This window comes from Janthinobacterium foliorum, from assembly GCF_978021625.1.
Genome location: NZ_CDXDQE010000011.1, coordinates 66,767 through 87,592, shown reverse-complemented (window position 1 = coordinate 87,592; position 20,826 = coordinate 66,767). Strand labels below are relative to the sequence as shown.

Sequence of the window (20,826 nt, the reverse complement as noted above, 5' to 3'; positions counted from 1 at the left end):
TACTCAACAATGAAAACAAATAAATGGCCCGCTTGTGGCGGGCCATGGCGCCTTAGGCCTTGCTAGCGTGGTCCGCTTCGCCCCAGTGGCTTTCCGTGTTCTGGTTGGCCGCATTGGCTGCGGCCGCTTCTTCTTCCGTGGCCAGGCCACCTTCCCACTTGGCAACGACGGCCGTGGCGACGGCATTGCCGACGGCGTTGGTGGCCGAACGGCCCATGTCGAGGAACTGGTCCACGCCCATCAGCAGCAGCAGGCCCGCTTCCGGAATGTTGAACTGGTTCAAGGTGGCGGCGATCACCACCAGCGAGGCGCGCGGCACGCCGGCCATGCCCTTCGAGGTCAGCATCAGCAGCAGCAGCATGGTGATCTGCGTGCCGATCGACAGGTCGATGCCGTAGGCCTGGGCGATGAACAGCACGGCGAAGGTACAGTACATCATCGAGCCATCGAGGTTGAAGGAGTAGCCCATCGGCAGCACGAAGCTGGAGATCTTGCGGTCCACGCCGAACTGGTCGAGCGCCACCAGCAGTTTTGGATACGCCGCTTCCGAGCTGGCCGTCGAGAAGGCCAGCAGGAACGGTTCACGGATCAGGGAAACCAGCTTGAAGACGCGCGGGCCGATGACGACGAAGCCGGCGGCGATCAAGAGTGCCCACAGGCACACCAGGCCCAGGTAGAAGCCGCCCATGAACTTGGCAAACGTGACCAGCACGCCCAGGCCGTGGGTGGTAATGACGGAGGCCATGGCGGCAAACACGGCCAGCGGTGCCATGTTCATGATGGTGCCGGTGATGCGCAGCATGACTTGCGCCAGCTGGTCGACGACGGCTGTCAGGGTCTTGCCCGATTCGCCCAGGCCCGCCAGTGCGCCACCGAAGAAGATGGAGAACACCAGCACTTGCAGGATTTCATTATTGGCCATCGCCTCGATCGGCGATTTCGGCACCAGGTGCGTGAAGAAGTCTTTCAGCGTGAAGGCCGCCGTTTTCAGGTTGGTCGAGGCGTGCACGTCCGGCAATGGCAAGCCCAGGTTGGTACCCAGCTGCATCAGGTTCGACAGCACCATGCCCAGCGCCAGCGACACCAGCGAGGCGACGACGAACCAGCACATGGCTTTCAGGCCGATGCGGCCTGCCGTCTTGCCGTCACCCATGTGGGCGATGCCCACCGTCAGGGTGGAGAAGACCAGCAGCGCGATGATCATCTTGATCAGGCGCAGGAAGACATCGGTGACGATGGAGATATTGCCAGCGATCTGCGCGCTGACTGCGGCATCGGGGAAGGCGGTGTTGCATCCATACCCCACGATGATGCCGAGAATCATGGCAATCAGGATGTACAGGGTTAATGGCCGTTTCTTTTTCATTTTGACTCCTCCAAATGAAGCGCCGCTGTGAGCGGATTATTGATAGCGAGCAACTCAAGCTTGGAGTCAATATTTCTCAAAAACAAGCCCTTGCGTGCTGGCGATTATTTGCAGCAAAACCTGTACATAGCAAAGGATATGCCTGAAATGCTTTTTCAGCAGAACCTTTGTCAAGTCGTTGATTTAAGGCACTTTTTTATTTTTCGGAAAGTTGCAAAATAGCAGCTCTGCGCGAAATATTGGACGGGGACAGGGATCGCCGTATGACTTTTCATACGCTAGTCGCGGCGGGCTGCCTGCGCGCGAAAAAGGCAAGATTATCAGGAGAATAAAAAAGCCCCTCCGGAGAGGGGCTCGATGTCGTGCGCAAGGCGTGTTCTTTTGACGTTAGAACTTGATATTTGCCGTCAGGCTGAACGAGCGTGGCTGGCCCGGCGTGTAGCGGTAGCCGGACTTGTTGATGGCCGCCACGTAGGCCTTGTCGCCCAGGTTGTAGGCGTTCAGCTGCAGGTCGAGGTTCTTGTTGACGGGATACGTTGCCATGGCATCGAAGACCCAGTAGGAATCGATGCGGGCCGGCGTGCCGACGGCGCCGTCGGTGCCGCGCAGCATTTCACCCACATAGCGGGCGCCGCCGCCGATCTTCAGGCCGAAGGGCAGGGTGTACGAAGTCCAGCCCGTGAAGGCCTGTTTCGGCGTGTAGCTGAGGTTATTCACGCCGGCCGCCGTGACGACCTTGCCCGCTGCCACGCTGGTGTTCATGCGCGTGTAGCCGGCGCTGACCAGCCAGTTGTGCATGACTTCGCCGACCACGCCGATTTCCACGCCTTGCACGCGCTTCTTGCCATTCTGGTAGTACTGCAGGTCGACGGGATCCTGTTCCACTTCATTCTTGACTTCCGTCTGGTACAGGGCGGCCGAGAACGACAATTTCTGTTTCAGGAAGTCCCACTTGGTGCCGATTTCCTTGGTGGTGGTTTCCTGCGGATCATAGATCGGGTTTTGTGCGCTGCTGGCGCCCGTGCTCAGGGTAAAGTTGGTGCCTGGCGGCGCTTTCGACGTGGCCCACAAGGCGTACACGCTGCTGTCCGGCGTCGGCTTGTACAGGGCGGAAATCTTACCGTTGGTCAAGGTATCGCCGAGGGTGATGTGCGCGGGAATCGGCGTGCCCACTGGCAATGGCTGCACGGCGGGCGGCGTCACGGCCGCTTGCAGGGTGACGGCGTCATAGCTCGTGTTGAAATGGTCGAAGCGCACGCCGCCATTGAAGATCCATTTGTCGCCGAACTTGATGGTGTCGAAGACATACGCGCTTTGCGTGTTGACTTCGCCTTCGCTGTAGGCGCCGTTGCGCACGGGATTGAAGCCGGTGACGGGGTCGCGCGGATTCGGGTGATACAGGTTGGCAGCCGGCAAGGTACCCATGCTGGCGGCCACATAGCTGTAATTGGTCTGCTTTTCGCTGGTGAATTCGGCGCCGGCCACGATGGAGTGCTTCAGCACGCCCGTGTCGAATTGCGCGCTGAGCACGGTCTGGTTGGTGAGGATGGTGTTTTCCTGGTCTTTCACCGTGCGCGTGGAGCGCGCCAAGGTCCAGGTCGACGGATCGGTGGCGACGGGCGTCTTCAGGTTGGCGGTGGTGCCCATGAAGGCTGTCAGCAGGTAGTCCTGCTTGGTCTTGCCATAGCGCGTGGTGTTTTGCAGTTGCACGGTGGGCGAGAAATCATGGTCGATGCGCAAGGTGCCCATGTCGGCCTTGACCTTGTCGTAGTCGGACGTGGAGCCATAGAAATTCTTTGGATCGACTTTCGCCGCCGTGTTCAGGAAGGTGCGGATGACCTTGTTCGTTGCCGTGATGGTGTCCGGCGTCGTGTAGCCCGGCAAGCCGATGGTCGGCACGCCGCCGTCGGGCACATTGTCTTGATCCACGTGCAGGTAGCTGGCCGTGATGCGCGTCGGCTTGCCGATGCCGAAGGTGACGGTGGGGGCGATGGCCCAGCGCTTGTTCTTGACTTCGTCGCGTGCCGGGTTGCCGCTGTCCTGCGTCATCAGGTTCAGGCGGAACGCCGTGCCGGAATCGCTGTCGATGATGCGGTTCCAGTCGGCCGTGGCACGCTTCTGCTTGCCGCTGCCCGCCGTCAGCAGGGAATTGAATGTGTTTTCCATGGTCGCCGTCTTGCTGACCAGGTTGATCGAGCCCGTGGGCGAACCGCGGCCGCTGTCCGTGCCTGCCGGGCCCTTCAGCACATCGATCTGCTCGATGTTGAAGACGTCGCGCGAGATGGAACCCACGTCGCGCACGCCGTCGACATAGATGCTGCCCGACGCATCGAAACCGCGCATGTAAACGGCGTCGCCCGTGTTGGTGTTGCCGTTTTCACCGAGGAAGAAGGTGCCGACGCCAGGCGTGTTGCGCAGCGCGTCCGTCAGTGTCAAGGCGCCTTGCTGTTCGATCAATTCCTTCTTGATCACGACGATGGTTTGCGGCGTGTTGACCAGTTCTTCCGTGTACTTGGGCGACGAGGCTTTTTCGGCCTTGAAATCATTTTCCTTGGAACCCACGACCTTGACTTCGTTCAGGGTTTGCTGCGATGCGGCGGCGCTCTGGCCGGCCGGGTCGGCCGCCTGGGCAGCGACGGGCAGCAGCATCACGGCCAGGGCGGCGCCGATGTGCTGGTTGAAACGGGTGGGGGCGTGTTTGCGGCTCTTGATTGCCATCTTGCTCTCTCGGTATGGTCAGGGTAGGGTTCCTGGCTGGCGCTGCAACGGTGCAAAAGCACGCGGCAAGTGGCTGGCGGTGGAGACGGGTTGGGTGACATTGTAATAATTGGGCGTTATTCCGTAAATGAGAATCGTTATCAGTCTCGTTTACGCAACGCTTTCTCCGTGCTGGGAAAAAAACACTGTCATGCCGCATGAATGCTTGCTTTGCGGGCGAGCGGCTGCTACGCGCGCAAGCGATGCGCAGCGGGAGTATGATGAGCAACCTTTACAATTGGCTTCCAGCATGCTCCAGACTCCCGACGCTTTTCTGCCCCTGATCGATGTGCCCGAACCGGCACCGGCCGCCGCCGACACGGCCACGTTTGTCTTTCACCGGGGGCGTTTGCTGCTGCGCACGGCGGACCTGGCCTTGCCGATGCCGGCGCAGGTGGCCGCCCTCGACATCGATATGAGCCGCGCCCAGCCGATTGGCCTGTGGCAGGGCCGGTATTGCCAGACCGTCTGGCGCGACGACGAGTACTTGCCTGCCGATAGCGGCCTGGCGTGGCACGGCTTGCGTTCGCTGTTCAATGCCGTCGACGACGGCTTCCTTGGGCTGGCCAGCCGCGCCGTGCAGCTGGCCGAATGGGCGCGCACGCACCGTTATTGCGGCGTCTGCGCCACGCCCATGCAGCGCGCGCGGGGCGAGCGCTGCTTCAAGTGCGCCGCCTGCGGCATGCTCGCGTATCCGCGCATTTCGCCGGCCATGATGGTGCTCATCCGCAAGGGCGATCAGGTACTGCTGGCCATGCACAGGCACTCGCCCTCGCAGCGCTTCAGTCCGCTGGCAGGGTTCCTGGAAGCGGGCGAATCGATCGAGGAAGCCGTGCACCGCGAAGTGATGGAAGAGGTGGGCTTGCGCGTGCACAATCTGCAATACTTCATGAGCCAGTCGTGGCCGTTTCCCCATTCGCTGATGATCGCGTTTACAGCCGATTATCTCGATGGCGAGATCCGCCTGGACGAGAACGAGATCGCCGAAGCGCGCTGGTTCGGCCCCGGCGATGCGTGGCCCGAAGCGACGTCCAGCGTGTCGATTTCCGCGCTGCTGGTGCGCGCGCACCGCCCGCCGGCGGCATAGGCAAAGCAAGCTCCGCCGGGGCAGCCTGTCACATTTTCTATATACTGGCGGCAATTGCAAATTTTAGGGTGATGTAGCATGTCTCAAGAAGAATTCTCCGAAAACGACTGGCGCCGGCTGATCAGCAGCTTTGGCGAAGATCCGCAGCGTCCCGGCCTGCTGGAAACGCCGGCGCGCGTGGCGAAAGCATGGAAACACTGGACTTCCGGCTATGGCCAGGACCCGATCGACTTGTTGAAAGCCTTCGAGGATGGCGCGGAGCAGTACAACGAGCTGATCGTCGTGCGCGGCATCCCCGTCTACAGCCATTGCGAACACCACCTGGCGCCGTTTTTCGGCAAGGCCACCATCGGCTACGTGCCAAATGGCAAAATCGTTGGCCTGTCGAAACTGACGCGCCTCGTCGATTGCTTCTCCAAGCGCCTGCAAGTGCAGGAACGCATGACGATGCAGATCGCCAACGCGCTGATGGAAGTGCTGGAACCGAAATCGGTGGGCGTCGTCGTGCGCTGCCGCCACCTGTGCATGGAAAGCCGCGGCATCCGCACGCCTGGCGAAGAAACCATCACTTCGGCCATGCTGGGCGAGATGCAGCCGAACCTGGCGTTGCGCACGGAATTCCTGGCGCTGGCACGCGAAAGCTGATTTTCGCTGGCAATGCAAGACAAAGGCGGCTGATGCCGCCTTTTTTCATGGCCGGTCCGATTCCCGCTCCGCCAGGTAGCGGGCCGGCGGCTTGCCGACGGCCTTGCGAAACATGGTGACAAAACCGCTGGTATTTTCATAGCCCAGTTCCAGGGCCACGGTTTTCACGCTGTGTCCTTTTGCCAGGCGCTGCAGGGCGATGATGACGTGCAGCTGCCGGCGCCAGCGGCCCACGCTCATGCCCATTTCTTCCAGCGACTGCCGGGTCATGCTGCGCTCGCTCATGCCGATGCGGCTGGCCCATTCGGCCAGGGTGCTTTTATCGGCCGGCTGCGCCAGCAGCAGGGAGGCCAGCCGGCGCAGGCGCGCATCGCGCGGCATCGGCAAATGCAAGTCTTCCACGGGCGCGGTTGCCAGTTCATCGAGCAGGGTGAGCACCAGGCGTTCCTGCGCGCCATGCAAGGCGGTCAGGGTGGGGAAACCGGCCGCCTTGGCGATCAGTTCGCGCAGCAGCGGCGAGACGGCCACGGTGCAGCAGACGGCAGGCAAGGCCGGCGCCATGGCCGGCTCGACGAACAGGCAATAACACTCGGCCTCGCCCACGCCCTGCGCCGCGTGCATCAGGCCGCCCGGTATCCACACGGCGCACTGGGGCGGCACGATCCACACGCCGCTTTCCACCTCGCAATGGATCACGCCGCGCGTGGCATACAGCAGCTGTCCCTTGCGGTGCTGGTGCGGCGCCTGTTCAGCGTCTTCGCTCACGCTGGCCAGGCCCACGGCCAGCAGTGGACGTCGCACGCCATCGACGTCGAAATCGATGAGCGAGGGCGGAGCGTCCAGGCCCAGCTGGGCCATCAGCATGTGGGGCAGGAGGGCGTGAGGCATGGGGGAACTTTGGCTGGATTGAATAATATTGTGGCTATTTTATGCAATGACGCGCAGTGGCGCCACCGGTATCGTGTGAGCATCCGCAGCCCCGCTTCAACGGCAACCGCCGCCGCCAGTGTTCTGATGAAGGCCAGGAGGAACGGCAACCCCTTGAAGGAGTCACCCCATGCAACTCGATTTTTCCGCCTTTCCCCTCGTCTGGATGCGCCGCGCGGCAGACGCCAGCGTCCCGTCCGATATGCTCTTTGCCCAGTTCGACGCGCTGCTGGCGCGCCAGCAGGCGTTTGTCATTCTCAGCGAGGAAGGCTTTGATGAAGACGGGCACGAGCACCCGCAGGAAGAGCGCAAGCGCGCCTCGCTATGGATGAAGCAAAACAAGGCCGCCATCCGCGCCTACATCCAGGGCATGGTGCTGGTCGAGCCCAGCGCCGCCAAGCGCCTGGCCGGCAAGGCCTTTGCCGTCATGTTCGGCAAGTTCTGGGGCTATCCCCTGCATTTCGGCACCAGCCGCGACGACGCGCTCGACATCGCCCAGCATTTGCTCAAGGCATGGCTGCCGCCAAGGGAAGGCTGACAACGTCAAGAGCGCCTGACCAAACCGTCGCGAGCGGCAGTGACTTGTGGCCAGGAAGCGCCCTCGTACTCGAGTACGGGGGCGCCGAGCCGGTGAGCACCGCAGCCTGCCCATACCGACGCGCAGCAGGCCGGGGCGGGTGTTTTAGTAGCGGTAGTCGTTGACGAAATGCTTGGTGAAGTTGTACTTGCTGCCGCCGTCGAGCAAGTCGACCAGGCGTTTCGGCGCCGAGGCCGACATGAAGGCGTCGGCCGCGCCGCCCGTGCTGCGAAATTTCATGCCGGGGCTGAGGATCTGGTTGGCGCCGATTTTCAGGTGCTGGAAGCTTTTCGTTTTCTCGTTATTGAGGATGAAGTGCAATTCCTGCTTGAAGGTCAGGAAAGGAATCTTCAGCCACCAGCCTTCGTCCGTGCCATAGCTGGCGACGCTGGCAAAGTGCGTGTTCTTGTCCGTCAGGGCGGGTTTGCCCAGGCGGTCGTTAATGCGTTTCATGGCTTCATTCTTGGTCATGCTGTGCTTTCGTGATTCATCTGGATTTGTCGTGTATCCGCCGGCATGCATTTTGACACACGCGCGCGGCCCCCGCCTGCCTCGCGGCGCCTTGTCCCCGAGCGTTCTACTGCAATGCAGCATCAATTCTCATCAATTGTCGCAACGCATTAACAACACCAGGCAAAATTCATTGCTTCCCGGCATTGTAAATATCGGTAGTTCGAGCGTATGCTGGAGACGTCTGAACGGTGCCGCCAGAGCGCCGTCGCCGCCGCATTGCTGGCCGTAGCGCCGGCTGCGGACTTGCCCCCTTCGCCGCACATACAGTTGGAGACAGCCACATGAAGAAATTGACGTTCCAGCAGAAATTATGGATTCCCCTGATTTGCAGCTTGTTGTGCATCACCGTCATCTTTGTCTATAACGCCCTGGAAATCCGCAAGATCCGCATCGAGGAGCGCAGCGCTGACCTGAGCAATGCCGCCGACCTGGGCCTGGGCGCCGTCAAAATGTTCGGCGACCTGGCCGCCAGCGGCGCGCTGACGCAGGAGGAAGCGCAAAAGCAGGCCACCGCCGTCATCAAGAGCATGCGTTTTGGCGAGACCGGCTATCTGTCCATCATCAACCTCGACGCCGTCGTCGTGATGAATCCTGCCGCGCCGCAAACCAATGGCAAGAACATGTCGGATTTTAAGGATGCCAACGGCACCTATCTGTACCGCGACATCGTCGCCGTCGGCAAGAGCGAGGCGGGCAAGGGTTTTGTCCACTATTACTTCCCCCGTCCCGGCCAGAAGAATCCCGAGCCGAAGATGAGCCGCGTGGTGGCCTACAAGCCATGGGCCTGGACCCTCGTCGTGGGCGTGTACATGGACGATATCGACGCTGCTTTCCGCCAGTCGCTGATCACCTCGCTGGGCGTGCTGCTGCTGGTGTGCGCCTTGCTGGCGGCCGTCGTCGTAGCCATCAACCGCAGCCTGCGCCATGCGCTGGGCGGCGACCCGGAATATGCGGCCGAGGTGGCGGAAAAGATCGCCAGCAATGACTTGAGCAGCAGCGTGCGCACGCATGCGAATGACCGCCACAGCGTGCTGTACGCGATGAAAACCATGCAGACCAACCTGGTCGAGGCGATCAGTGAAATCCGCCACAGCGCCGAGACGATTGCCACGGCATCGAGCGAAATTGCCAGCGGCAATATGGACTTGTCGGCACGCACGGAAATGCAGGCCAGCTCGCTGGAAGAAACGGCCGCCTCGATGGAGGAATTGACCTCGACCGTGACGCAGAACGCGGGCAACGCCGTGCAGGCGAACGAGCTGGCGCAGTCGGCCTCGGCCGTGGCACGCCAGGGCGGCGCCGTGGTGGCGCAAGTGATCGGCACCATGGATACCATCAACGCCTCGTCGCGCAAGATCGTCGATATCATCGGCGTCATCGACGGCATCGCTTTCCAGACGAATATCCTGGCCCTGAATGCCGCCGTGGAAGCGGCGCGCGCCGGCGAACAGGGGCGCGGCTTCGCCGTCGTGGCGTCCGAGGTGCGCAACCTGGCGCAACGGTCCGCTGGGGCCGCGAAGGAAATCAAGGAACTCATCGGCGCTTCCGTCGACAGCATCGCGGCCGGCAGCACCCTGGTGGCACAGGCGGGCACGACGATGGATCAGGTGGTGGCTTCCGTTTCGCGCGTGACGGACATCATGGCGGACATCACGGCCGCCTCGCACGAGCAAAGCACGGGCATCGGCCACGTCAACCAGGCGATCACGGAGATGGACAGCGTGACGCAGCAAAATGCGGCCCTGGTGGAAGAGGCGGCTGCGGCGGCGTCGAGCATGCAGGACCAGGCGGCCGTGCTGGCGCAGCTGGTGGCGCGCTTCAAGCTGTCGGCGCAGGAGCATCAGGGCACGGCGCCGCGCCTGGCTGCAAGCTCGGCTGCCGCACCGCGCGGCGTGGCGAAAAAGCCGTTGCGCAGCCTGGCGGCGCGCTAGGCGTTTATCGGGCTGGCGCCGCCGCTTGCGGCGCCGGCTCGAAGGTCAGTTTTTCATCGACGACGACGAATTGCCCGATCGGCTGGCCCAGGTCGGCTTTCGGGTCGTTTTCCATTTCCGTCAGTTCATTGCAGGTATTCGTTTCCGCCTGCCATAACTGCTTGCCCATGCGAATATTCCACACGCCATCGCCCGCCGCATACAGCTCGACCTTGATGTCGGCCGGCGCATCCGTCGACAAGGTGTGCAGGCGCTGGCATTGCGGCAGATTGGTCGCCATTAGCTGCACTTCCACGGTATCTTGCCAAAAATAACGCTGCTGGCGGCGCACGGTCAGGGAATGGTCCTGGCCGTCGAACATGTAGATGGCGAAGTCCTGGACACAGCCTGACAGCAGGACGGAGAGCATGACGATCAGGAGTTTGCGCATGGTCGGCTTTCTTGGTTGGTGCTCGGGAATGTGGGGATGCCTGCGTGACGGCGCGAGTGGGCGCTTGCCCTGCCGCGGGCGCCATCTTGTTTTTCGCTTACGTGGCATTATATCCATGCACACCAGTTGCGGCGCGACAATATCCACGCGCGCGCCACCGGCAAGCCTAGCCCCCTACCGACACTGAAAGACCACGATGATCGATCTTTACTATTGGACCACGCCCAACGGGCACAAAGTGACGATGTTCCTGGAAGAAGCGGGCATCCCCTACAACATCATCCCCGTGCATATCGGCAAGGGCGAGCAGTTCCAGCCGGAGTTTCTCACCATCGCGCCCAACAACCGCATCCCCGCCATCGTCGACCAGGCGCCGGAAGATGGCGGCGCACCGTTGTCGCTGTTCGAGTCGGGGGCGATTCTGCAATACCTGGCCGAGAAAAGCGGACAATTCCTGCCGGCCGACGTGCGCGGGCGCGCCGAGGTCATGCAATGGCTGTTCTGGCAAATGGGCGGCCTGGGCCCCATGGCGGGGCAGAACCACCATTTCGTGCAGTACGCCCCCGAACCGATCGACTACGCCATCACGCGCTACGTGAATGAAACCAACCGTCTGTATGGCGTGCTGAACAAGCGCCTGGCGGACCGCGCCTTTGTTGCCGGCGACACGTATTCCATCGCCGACATGGCGATCTATCCGTGGATCGTGCCGCACGAACGCCAGCGCCAGAAGCTGGAAGATTTCCCGCACCTGGCGCGCTGGTTCGCGGCCATCGCCGCCCGTCCTGCCACCGTGCGCGCCTATGCGCGCGCAGCCGAGATCAACGTGCAGCCCACCGTCAGCGGCGACGCCAAAAGCGTGCTGTTCGGGCAGACGGCGAAGACGCTCGGCTAGGCTGCAGTTGCCCCTTCAGTTACCCCTGTATGTGGAAAAGCCGAAAGGGCTGAGCAGCAAGGGAATGTGATAGTGCTGGTCCGTCTTTTCCACTTGAAATTGCACGGGGATTTCCGGGAAAAAGGTGTCCTGTTTCAGCCGCGCATAGTGCTCGCCCGTCTTGAACACGATGCGGTAGTCGCCCGCCTGCATGGGCGTCTCGGCCGGATACATGGCCGTGATGCGTCCCTGCGCATTCGTCACGGCGCTGGCCAACTGTTTCCAGTCAGTTCCCTGCTTTTGCTCCAGCGTGACGGTCACGCCGGCCGTCGGCTGGCCGCTTTGCAGGTCGAGGATGTGCACGCTCAAGGGATTGGCGGCCAGGGCCATGCCGGACAGGCTGGCAAAGGCCAGGGCAGCGGTGATTTGTTTCAGCTTCGTCATTGTCGTGTCTTTCACAGGGTGGGGGAATCGAGTTCGGGAATGGCGGCCAGCGCTGCCAGGGCACAGGCGCGGTCCGGCTGCGCGCCACCACCGCCAGCCACGCCGATGGCGCCGACGATGTTTCCCTTGGCGCGCAAGGGCAGGCCGCCGCCCAGCAGCAGCAGCTCCGGCACGGTGGCCAGATTGGCCATGTCCGGGTTGGCGCGCGCAGCCGCGGCCAGCGCCTGGGTATCGTTCTTGGTGGACAGGGCCGTATAGGCCTTGCGTCCGCTCGCTGCCGTGTTATGCGGCCCCACGCCATCGGCGCGCTGCACGGTGACGACATTGCCGCCACGGTCCAGCACGGTGACGGCGATGTGCCGGCCCTGCGCCTGGCACGCGGCCACGGCCGCATTCGCCAGTGTGTTGGCGGCGGCCAGCGAGAGGTCAGTGACCTGGCGCAACTGGGCGTGCGCAGGGCTGGCCAGCAGGCACAGCAGGGTACTGCCGAAGAGCAACGTTTTCATATGGCGTCCATGCAAAAGAATGGCGCCAGTATGGCCAGTGGCGCCCTACGGGAAGATGATGGCCGCATGACATTTTTATCATCCGCAGCGCCCGGCGTGCGGCGTAAAATGGGCTAACTTCCCACAAGAGAGCCCCACCCATGCGCATCCTGGTCATAGAAGACGAACCGAAGACGGGCGATTATCTGTTGCGCGGTCTGGCCGAGTCCGGCTTTACGGTGAGCCTGGCGCGCAATGGCCGCGACGGCCTGCATATGGCCAGCACGGACACGCCGGATCTGATCGTGCTCGATGTCATGCTGCCCATCATGGATGGTTGGCAAGTGCTGCGTGCGCTGCGCCTGCTGCCGGGCGGCGCCGACGTGCCCGTGATCTTTCTCACGGCGCGCGACGAGGTGCAGGACCGCGTCAAGGGGCTGGAGCTGGGGGCCGACGATTACCTGGTGAAACCGTTCGCCTTTGCCGAACTGGTGGCGCGCATCCGCACGCTGTTGCGGCGCGGGCCGCCGCGCGAAGACGACGTGATCCGCATCGGCGACATGGAAATCGACGTGATGAAGCGCAAGGTCAGCCGCCAGGGCCAGCGCATCACCCTGACGGCCAAGGAATTCGGCTTGCTGCACTTATTGGCGCGGCGCCAGGGCGAAGTGTTGTCGCGCTCCATCATCGCTTCGCAAGTGTGGGACATCAACTTCGAGAGCGACACGAACGTCATCGACGCGGCCATCCGCCGCCTGCGCAGCAAGCTCGACGACCCGTTCGAACCCAAGCTGATCCACACCTTGCGGGGCATGGGCTATGTCTGCGAATTGCGCGCGCCCGGCATTCCCGACAGCGGCGCCGGCGCATGAAGTTCTCGCCACTGCGCCGCTCGCTGACCCTGCGCGTCACGCTGGTCTTCGTGCTGATCGTGGCCCTGGTGTCGGCCGGGCTCGGCATGCATCTGTACCGCTCGTTCGTGGCGGAAATCGAGCGCCGCGACGACATTTTATTATTGGGAAAACTGCGGCAGATCCAGCAGCTGCTGGGCAATGCCGGCACCCTCGATATCATCCGCGAGCGGCCCCAGTACTTCCGCGACACCATGAGCGGACAGGAGAATTCCCTGGTCCGTATCGTGCGCGCCGATGGCACGCGCTTGATCGATGTCAATCCGAACGGCGAGACGGTGGCGCATCCTGTGCCCGTGGCCGTCGATGCGCCCGTGACGGCCGGCGACATCGTCAGCTGGACCAGCCGCGACGGCTATCCGGCCAGGGTGGTGGCGGCCAGTGCGCGCATCGGCGATCCGGCGCAGATGGCCGATATTTCCGTTGCCCGCGTGTATGGCGACCGCACGGCCATGTTTGCCGCCTACCGCTGGCAGATTGTGGTCTCGGTGGCCGTCAGCGCGCTGGTGGCGGCGCTGCTGGCCAGCGTGATGCTGCTGCGGGGCTTGCGGCCCCTGCGCAATATCGCCGCCCACGCGGCCCTGGTGCGGCCCGGCAAGCTGGGCCAGCAGCTGGAAGCGCGCGATGCGCCGACAGAACTCTTGCCGCTGATCCACGCCCTGAATGCCATGCTGGCGCGCTTGCAGGAAGGCTATGCGCGGCTGTCGCAGTTTTCCGCGGATCTGGCGCATGAATTCCGCACGCCCGTCACCAATCTGCTGGGACAAAGCCAGGTCATGCTGGCCCGCCCGCGCAGCGCGCACGAGTATGAACAGCTGGTGTCGTCGAATGTGGAAGAGCTGGAACGGCTGTCGCGCATGATCGACAGCATGCTGTTTTTGGCGCGGGCGCAGCAGGAAGAGATGATCCTGGTCAAGCAAGCCTTGCCCGTGCAGGACGAATTTTTGCGGCTGGCCGATTTCTTCGAAGGCTTGGCGGAAGAGCGCGAGCTGGCGCTGGCGTGCCACGGCAGCGGCACGGTGACGGCCGAGCCGCAACTGCTGCGCCGCGCCCTGGGCAACCTGCTGTCGAACGCCATCCGCCACGCGGCGCCCGGCAGCACGATTTTATTGCGCTCGCACGCGACGAACGAGGGCGTGGAGCTGAGCGTGAGCAACCTCGGCCCCGCCATTCCCGCGCGCCACCTGCCGCACCTGTTCGAGCGTTTCTACCGTGCCGATCCGGCCCGCAGCGATTCGGCCGCTTCCACAGGACTGGGCCTGGCCATCGTCACGGCCATCATGCAGCTGCACGGCGGCAGCGCGACAGTCGCCTCCGACGCGGCCGCCACGACGTTTACCCTGGTTTTTCCGGCGTAATTGACTTGGGTGGTGTCGGATTACGCTACGCTAATCCGACCTACGCCGCATTCCGGCACAGGGTAGGTCGGATTAGCGAGGCGAAGCCAAGCGGAATCCGACAAGAGCCGTCAATAATATTGTCGGATTACGTGGTGCCGTAGGGTCTCGGGGCCGTCAGCCCATCTCCACCAAAAACTCATGCATGCCCGTATGCGGCAATTGCGCGCAGGCCGGCGCAAAATGCGGCAACTGGCCCCACAGCAGCGGGTTGCCGACGATGTACACATAATGCTGCGCGCGCGTCAGGGCCACGTTGAGCAGATTGGGCGTACTGGCCGCCCACTGCGCGGCGCCCGCCGTGCTGTCATCCGCACCCAGGACCAGCATCACCACGCTTTGCTCCTTGCCCTGGAAGGTGTGCACGGTGCCCACCATCTGGCTGCTCCACTGGCGCAATTCGCGGGCCGTGGGCGCCTTGCCATAGCCGAGGCGGCGATCCCAGTCCAGGTCCATGATGCGCGAGCGCAATTCGTTGCGCACGGCCTTGAACGGCGTGATCACATACATGTCGGGCAGCTTGCCATCGCGGCGGTAGAGTTTCAGCAGCACTTCCAGCACGAAATCGAGCTGCACAGGCACCACCTGCTTGTAGCTGACGGGGCCGCCGGCGTCGATCCAGCGGCTCGGTCCCCGCGTCAGGCCCCGCGCGCCGGCCGGCGGCGTGCGCTCAGTTAGCCCGTAGACCATCTTGTCTTCATAGGCGATGCTGTTGGCCAGCGAGAACATCGGCTCCACGCAGCGGCGGTGCACGCGCAGGGGGCTGCCGATCCACAAGGGTTTTTCGCTGTAGGCGCCGACGACGGCGCCATAGCGGTTGGCCTTGTCCGCCAGGGTCTGCACGGACACGGACGTCGGCGCGTAGCTGCCGTCCTGCGTGTGCGGCGACAGGGCCGACAAGGCTTGCACCAGGCGGGCCGGCACCGTGAACACGGGTTCGATCTGCAGCGGGTCGCCGACAACGACGGCGCGCTTGGCGCGCCACAGGCTGCCCAGCGCCGCCTGCGGCACGGCCTGGCCCGCCTCATCGATGAACAGCCAGCCCAGCGATTCGGGACCCATGCCCTGGAACTGGCGCGCGAACGAGGCAAACGTGGTCGACACGACGGGTACCACCATGAACAGGCTGTGCCACACCATGGCGATGTGCGACTGGTCGTAGGCGCGCTTGTTTTTCAGCAATTTGGAGACGGCCAGCAAGTTGCCGCCAAAGCCGGGGCCACCCTTTTTCGCCACTTCCGCCAGCCATGCTTCATGCAGGGCCAGGGCCTTGGCGAACAGGCGCGAGCGCAGGCGCGCCAGGGCCGGCTCATGCCACAGGCCGCCGACTTGCAGCGCGTCGCCATCCAGCGCTTCCAGCGAGTCGGGGGCGAGGATGGTGGGGAAGCGCAGGCGCGCGCGGCGCAGCAGTTCCGTGCTGTCATCCCATTCGCGCTGGCGCGATTGCGCCGTGCGCAGGGCGATGTGCAGGCTGTTGCGGGCACGCTCGCAGCGCGGTTCCAGTTCGCCCTTGAGCAACAGCTTGATGGCAGAGACGTCGCGGGCGGCCTGGCGCTGCGCCTCGGCGTTGGCGACGACGGCGTCCTTGTAGGCGCGCGCCGGCGCCGTGCGGAACAATCTGGCAAAGAAGCCCGGCTGCGTCAGCGCCACCAGGCGTTCCTCCTCCAGCAATTCCTTCTTGCTGGCGAGCAAGGTGTCCTGCTGTGCCAGCGCGCCGGACAGGGCGCCGTTGGCCGCATCCATCTCGTGCTCGGCTGCAATCAACGCCTGCTGGCTGCCGTGGATGAATGCGTCCTGCGTGCAAGTGCCCACGGCTTGCCACAGGGCAGCATATTGGGCGTGTTCGGCCAGGGCCTTTTCCACCACGTGTTCCGTTTCGCGGAACTCGCGCGCCGCCTGGGCGAAGCTGACGCCCTGGTAGCTGGCCAGCCACTGGCGGATATTCTGCGCGTTCGGCGTCTTGCGCGGCGTGCTCTTGTCCCAGTCGTCGTCATAGAAATTGCTGATGAAGCGGCGGCGGTTGGCGCTGTTGCCCAGCGCACAGGACATCAAGCCCCAGGGCGCGTCCTGTTCGCTCAAGGCGCGGTTGGCGCCATTGCCATCGGCGACGACCCGGCGCGCCACGCTGTCGAAATAGCGCGTGCGCGCCCATTCCTTGCCCAGCTGTTTAGGTTTTGGGAGGTCGCCGGAAATGTTTTCCACCGCCGCGTTGTTCGACGAGGCGACGACCATTTCAAAGCCCGTCAGTTCCGGGCGCAGGCGGGCGATGGTAATCGGGTCGCGCACGCCTTCGAAGGCCACGGCCACCTTGCCGATGAAGGCGTCGGCGGCGCGGTCCAGGCAGGACAGCACGCTGGCGCGGCGCACGATGTTGTCGGCGAACAATTCGCGCAACAAGGTGGTCTTGCCCGTGCCCGGCGGGCCATTGACGGAAAAGATGCCCCGCTCGTGCAAGCCCGTGCGGGCACCGTGGATGGCGAACTGCTGCATCAGGCTCATGGCGTAGCTGGCGTCCTCCAGCCAGTGGCCCCGGTTCATGTGCGCGGGATTGAGCATGGCGGCCAGGGCCTGGCGTCCGGCCGGGCTGTACAGGTCGATGCGCTCATCTTGCGCCAGCGGCGTCAGGTAGGCGGCCACGGTGGCGGGCAGCTTGCCGCCGCGCAAGGCGCGGATGATCTGTTCCAGGTCATCCAGGTAAAAGCTGTTGAGGATATCGATGCTTGGCTCCACCGCATCGCCAAAATCCAGGCTGCGGTTCTGGCTGGACTCCGGCGCATCGGCGTCCGCCACGGCAGCGCGTTTCTTGCGCGTGCGCACTTCCAGCACGGCCAGCGGCTGGCCGGCGGACGGATGGAAACCTGCCCAGTCGCGCAGCAGGTCGGCCAGTGCCGCGATTTCCATGCCGGACAAGGGAGAGGAGACATTGCCGGCCTCGTCCGTCACTTGCTGAGAGGCGCGCGCGGCGGCAAAGTTGCGCAGGCTGTCTTGCAGGGCCAGCTGGCTGTCGCTGAAGGCGTCCAGGCTCAGGCCGGACCAGTCCGGCGTGCGGGCGCGGCCCAGCGCCCACGGCAAGGTTGACACGGAAACGGGATCGAACTGCGGCTCGCCCAGCGCATTGAGGTTCAAGCGGGCAAAGCACGAGCGTCCCAGCAATTCTGTTTTTTCCCCTTCGGCCATGCTTTCCTGGCCGCCGGGGGCAGGGCAGGCCTTGCTGATTTCCGCCTTGTCGAAGACGCCGAGGAACAATGAAAAGCCGTCGATCTCGCGGTCGGACGGCACCTGCCATTGCGTGGCGAACTGCGGCGGCAGTTGCGCCAGCTGTTCGCGGTGCAGGAGGCGCACGCTGGACGGGTCTTCAACGTCCGTGATTTGATTCAGGTCAAACGGGATAAAGAATTCGATCTTGTGCCAATACTCCAGGATAGCCAGGAGGCGCTGCTGTTCTGCCTGATTCATGATGACCAATTATTTTGTAAAGCGAGCGAGGATTGTAAAGGGTATGCGCAGCGCATGTTTTGCACTTTTGTCTATTGCGCGGGCTTTGCCGCAAAAAAAGTGGGGTTTGCAGACGAAAAAAAGCCAGGCAGCAACTTCCTGCCTGGCTTTCCCTTGTCCCGTTGTTGCGGGGTATTAAAACTCGCGCATTAAAACTCTTCCCATTCGCTCTCGGCGGCCGCATTGCTGCGGCGCGCCGGTGCAGCCGGCACGGCCTTGCGCGCGGGCGCCGGCGCGGGCTTGGCGGCGGGCGGTGCGATCCTGGTAGCCGCCGGCGTGGCGCGCGCAGGGCTCAGCTTGCTGACGCTGGCCACTTGATTGCCCGTCTTGAAGAAGCCCACCACGTGCGCCAGTTCGCCCGCCTGTTCCTGCATGCTTTGCGAGGCGGCCGCCGCTTCTTCCACCAGGGCCGCGTTTTGCTGCGTCACTTCATCCATCTGGGCGATGGCCATGTTGATCTGTTCGATGCCGATGGTCTGCTCGTGCGTGGCGGAGGTAATTTCGCCCATGATGTCGGTCACGCGCACGATGCTGTCGACGATGTCGCCCATGGTCTGGCCCGCTTCATTGACGAGGCGCGAGCCCGTGTCCACGTTGGCGACAGACGCGGCGATCAATTCCTTGATTTCCTTGGCGGCCGAGGCCGAACGGTGGGCCAGGTTGCGCACCTCGGTGGCGACCACGGCGAAGCCACGCCCCTGTTCGCCCGCGCGGGCCGCTTCCACGGCCGCGTTCAAGGCCAGGATGTTGGTCTGGAAGGCGATGCCGTCGATGACGCCGATGATGTCGACGATCTTGCGCGACGATGCATTAATGGTGCCCATGGTGTCGACCACTTGCGAGACGATACTGCCGCCGCGCACGGCCACTTCGGAGGCGCTTTTCGCCAGCTGGTTGGCCTGGCGCGCGTTGTCCGCATTCTGTTTCACGGTCGAGGTCAGTTCTTCCATGGCCGAGGCCGTTTCTTCCAGCGAACTGGCTTGTTCTTCCGTGCGCGAAGACAGGTCGAGGTTGCCGGCGGCAATCTCGCTCGATGCCGTGGAGATGGCATCCGTGCCGTGGCGCACTTGCGCCACCACGCCCAGCAAGCTGGTGTTCATGGCTTTCAGCGCGCCCAGCAGGCGGCCCGTTTCATCGCTGGAATCGACCACGATGTGCGAGGACAGGTCGCCCGAGGCCACCGTTTCGGCCACGCCCACGGCCGCATTGATGGGGCGGGTGATCGAGCGCGTGATGATCCACGCCACGAAGGCGCCCAGCAGCACGGCCAGGCTGCCCAGAATGACCATGTAGGCGCGCGCGCTGCTGCTCAGCGCTTCGGCATCGCTGGCGGCCTGCGCCGCCAGTTCGCCTTCCAGCGCCACCAGGCTGTCGAGTGCGCCCAGGACGCGCTTCAGGCTCGGCGCCGCCTGCTGCGTCAGGAAGGCGATGGCTTCTTCCGTCTGGCCCGCATTGCGCAGTTCGATGACCTTGTTGTTCAGCGGCGCACCGGCCTTCAGGGCCGCATCCAGTTCGGCCATCAGGGCCGTTTCCTTGTCCGTCGTGATTTTCTTTTGCAGCATTTCCTTGGCGGCGCCGTATTTCTTGCGCGCTTCGCCGATCTTCGCCAGTTCCGCCTGCACCAGCGCTTCCGTCGGCGCCACCACCACGCTGGTGATCGCCAGGGTAATGTTGCGCACGTTATCGCTCATGGTATTGGCGGCCGCCATCTTGACGTTCTTGTCGGTCACGATGTCGTGCGTGCGGTTGCTCAGCTGCGCCATGGAATACAGGCCGACCAGCAGCACGGCCACCAGCAGGCCGAGGACGACCGCGAACCCGATGCCGAGCCGGGTGCCGATTTTGAATTGTGTGAGTGACATGATTGCTTTCGTGTTGCTGATTGAGAGGAAACGTTGGACAGGCCAGGCGCCAGGTGCGGTGATGCCTTGCCGGTACGGGTTTATACGTAATGGCGGCCAGCCTGTAATTGTTCCTCAAAATTCCACACTGCAATACAAATACTTGTATCAAGTCTGCGAAAAGTTAAGGAATTGGCAGCAAATGAAATAAGTTGTCGCATGGAAACAACGAGGGCGCGCTTGGCAACGTCGCTCAGTCGGGCGGAAAGACGTGCGCTGCCAGGAAGTCGATGAAGGCGCGCAATTTTGGCGTCAGGTGGCGGCTGCTGGGCCACAGGATGCGAAAGGCGCCGTCGTGCTGGCGGTGCGTCTCCAGCACGCTGTGCAGGCGCCCCGCAGCCAGTGGCGCGCGCACGGCAAAGTCGGGCAGGGCGGCGATGCCCAGGCCGCTTTCGGCGAAGTGCAGCAGGGTATCCACATTGTTGCAGTTCAGTACAGTGGGCAAGCCCGCCGCCTGCAGGGCGGGCCAGTCGGGCAAGGGCCAGGCCTCGACTTTGCCGCTGCTGGGAAACTTGTACAGCAGACAGGTATGGCCCTGCAGGTCGGCCGGCTGCGCGGGCGTGCCGTGCCGCGCCAGGTAGGCGGGCGCGGCCACCAGCTGCAGCTGGAACTGGCCCAGCTGGCGGCTCATCAGGCGGCTGTCGGCGCTCTCGCCCGCGCGCACCACGGCGTCGTAGCCTTCCTCGATCACATCGACCCGGCGGTCGCTGAAATCGAGATCGAGCTCCACCTGCGGATAGGCGCGCGCGAACGCGGCCAGCACGGGATTGAGCAGGCCGCCCACCTGCGGCAGGCTCACGCGCAGCCGTCCCTGGGGCGCACTTTTGCTGTTCGACAGCTCCAGCTCGGCTGCCTCGATCTCGCCCAGGATGCGCCGGCAGCGTTCCAGGAACACCGTGCCTTCGCTGGTCAGGGCGATGCTGCGCGTGCTGCGGTGAAACAGGCGCACGCCGAGGCGCTCTTCCAGCCGCGCGATGCTCTTGCCGATGGCCGAGGCGGAAACGCCCAGCACCCGGCCCGCCGCCACAAAACTGCGCAGTTCCGCCGCCTGCACGAAGGCCGTGAATCCCGCCAGGTTATCCATGT

17 protein-coding genes are annotated in these 20,826 nt (G+C 63.5%); 7 read left to right on the top strand and 10 right to left on the bottom strand.

The genetic code is table 11. The annotated features are described in order from the left end of the window. Positions 1-52: 52 nt before the first annotated feature. Complete coding sequence (locus ACZ92H_RS20970) at positions 53-1,366, bottom strand: dicarboxylate/amino acid:cation symporter (RefSeq protein ID WP_131378175.1); 1,314 nt, start codon at positions 1,364-1,366, stop codon at positions 53-55. A gap of 387 nt (positions 1,367-1,753) precedes the next feature. Continuing rightward, positions 1,754-4,084: a catecholate siderophore receptor Fiu gene (locus ACZ92H_RS20965; RefSeq protein WP_465050922.1), complete on the bottom strand. Its 2,331-nt coding sequence runs from the start codon at positions 4,082-4,084 to the stop codon at positions 1,754-1,756. A 289-nt stretch (positions 4,085-4,373) separates the two neighbouring features. On the opposite strand from ACZ92H_RS20965, the gene nudC reads away from it, so the two are divergent. Both nudC and folE read left to right on the top strand, forming a co-directional pair. After that, positions 4,374-5,210: an NAD(+) diphosphatase gene (gene nudC, locus ACZ92H_RS20960; RefSeq protein ID WP_131378179.1), complete on the top strand. Its 837-nt coding sequence runs from the start codon at positions 4,374-4,376 to the stop codon at positions 5,208-5,210. Positions 5,211-5,288: 78 nt separating this feature from the next. Beyond that, the gene (gene folE, locus ACZ92H_RS20955) at positions 5,289-5,855 is read left to right on the top strand and encodes a GTP cyclohydrolase I FolE (protein ID WP_131378181.1); all 567 of its coding nucleotides are present in this window, start codon (positions 5,289-5,291) and stop codon (positions 5,853-5,855) included. A gap of 45 nt (positions 5,856-5,900) precedes the next feature. On the opposite strand, the gene ACZ92H_RS20950 is transcribed toward folE, so the two are convergent. Then, positions 5,901-6,713 carry an AraC family transcriptional regulator gene (locus tag ACZ92H_RS20950; RefSeq protein WP_465050960.1) on the bottom strand — a complete coding sequence of 271 codons (813 nt, stop codon included), beginning with the start codon at positions 6,711-6,713 and terminating at the stop codon, positions 5,901-5,903. Positions 6,714-6,912: 199 nt separating this feature from the next. On the opposite strand from ACZ92H_RS20950, the gene ACZ92H_RS20945 reads away from it, so the two are divergent. Continuing rightward, the gene (locus tag ACZ92H_RS20945) at positions 6,913-7,320 is read left to right on the top strand and encodes a hypothetical protein (RefSeq protein ID WP_465050923.1); all 408 of its coding nucleotides are present in this window, start codon (positions 6,913-6,915) and stop codon (positions 7,318-7,320) included. Between the two features lie 144 nt (positions 7,321-7,464). Here ACZ92H_RS20945 and ACZ92H_RS20940 read toward each other — a convergent pair whose 3' ends face one another. Further along, a complete protein-coding gene (locus tag ACZ92H_RS20940; RefSeq protein WP_465050924.1) occupies positions 7,465-7,830 on the bottom strand; it encodes a hypothetical protein in 366 nt (121 codons plus the stop codon). 323 nt (positions 7,831-8,153) lie between these two features. On the opposite strand from ACZ92H_RS20940, the gene ACZ92H_RS20935 reads away from it, so the two are divergent. After that, the gene (locus ACZ92H_RS20935) at positions 8,154-9,803 is read left to right on the top strand and encodes a methyl-accepting chemotaxis protein (RefSeq protein ID WP_465050925.1); all 1,650 of its coding nucleotides are present in this window, start codon (positions 8,154-8,156) and stop codon (positions 9,801-9,803) included. Between the two features lie 4 nt (positions 9,804-9,807). On the opposite strand, the gene ACZ92H_RS20930 is transcribed toward ACZ92H_RS20935, so the two are convergent. Beyond that, positions 9,808-10,233 (bottom strand): YdgH/BhsA/McbA family protein, encoded by a 426-nt coding sequence (locus ACZ92H_RS20930; protein WP_131378189.1) that lies wholly within the window; start codon positions 10,231-10,233, stop codon positions 9,808-9,810. Positions 10,234-10,429: 196 nt separating this feature from the next. On the opposite strand from ACZ92H_RS20930, the gene ACZ92H_RS20925 reads away from it, so the two are divergent. Continuing rightward, positions 10,430-11,128 (top strand): glutathione binding-like protein, encoded by a 699-nt coding sequence (locus ACZ92H_RS20925; RefSeq protein ID WP_465050926.1) that lies wholly within the window; start codon positions 10,430-10,432, stop codon positions 11,126-11,128. Positions 11,129-11,143: 15 nt separating this feature from the next. Here the strand turns inward: ACZ92H_RS20925 and uraH are convergent, their stop codons facing one another. Both uraH and ACZ92H_RS20915 read right to left on the bottom strand, forming a co-directional pair. Beyond that, positions 11,144-11,551: a hydroxyisourate hydrolase gene (gene uraH, locus ACZ92H_RS20920; RefSeq protein ID WP_465050927.1), complete on the bottom strand. Its 408-nt coding sequence runs from the start codon at positions 11,549-11,551 to the stop codon at positions 11,144-11,146. Positions 11,552-11,562: 11 nt separating this feature from the next. After that, positions 11,563-12,057 carry a heme-binding protein gene (locus ACZ92H_RS20915; protein ID WP_465050928.1) on the bottom strand — a complete coding sequence of 165 codons (495 nt, stop codon included), beginning with the start codon at positions 12,055-12,057 and terminating at the stop codon, positions 11,563-11,565. A 140-nt stretch (positions 12,058-12,197) separates the two neighbouring features. Here ACZ92H_RS20915 and ACZ92H_RS20910 point away from each other — a divergent pair, with 140 nt between their 5' ends. After that, complete coding sequence (locus tag ACZ92H_RS20910) at positions 12,198-12,908, top strand: heavy metal response regulator transcription factor (protein ID WP_131378198.1); 711 nt, start codon at positions 12,198-12,200, stop codon at positions 12,906-12,908. Next, a complete protein-coding gene (locus tag ACZ92H_RS20905) occupies positions 12,905-14,305 on the top strand; it encodes a heavy metal sensor histidine kinase (RefSeq protein WP_131378200.1) in 1,401 nt (466 codons plus the stop codon). The genes ACZ92H_RS20910 and ACZ92H_RS20905 overlap by 4 nt, the downstream gene beginning before the upstream one ends. Positions 14,306-14,461: 156 nt before the next feature. On the opposite strand, the gene ACZ92H_RS20900 is transcribed toward ACZ92H_RS20905, so the two are convergent. The 3 genes from ACZ92H_RS20900 to ACZ92H_RS20890 all read right to left on the bottom strand — a co-directional run bounded on the left by ACZ92H_RS20900 (position 14,462) and on the right by ACZ92H_RS20890 (position 20,824). Next, positions 14,462-17,800: a DEAD/DEAH box helicase gene (locus ACZ92H_RS20900; protein WP_465050929.1), complete on the bottom strand. Its 3,339-nt coding sequence runs from the start codon at positions 17,798-17,800 to the stop codon at positions 14,462-14,464. 188 nt (positions 17,801-17,988) lie between these two features. Further along, positions 17,989-19,701 carry a methyl-accepting chemotaxis protein gene (locus tag ACZ92H_RS20895; protein WP_465050930.1) on the bottom strand — a complete coding sequence of 571 codons (1,713 nt, stop codon included), beginning with the start codon at positions 19,699-19,701 and terminating at the stop codon, positions 17,989-17,991. Positions 19,702-19,933: 232 nt separating this feature from the next. Then, on the bottom strand, positions 19,934-20,824 hold the full coding sequence (locus tag ACZ92H_RS20890; protein ID WP_465050931.1) for a LysR family transcriptional regulator: 891 nt from the start codon (positions 20,822-20,824) through the stop codon (positions 19,934-19,936). Positions 20,825-20,826: the final 2 nt, after the last annotated feature.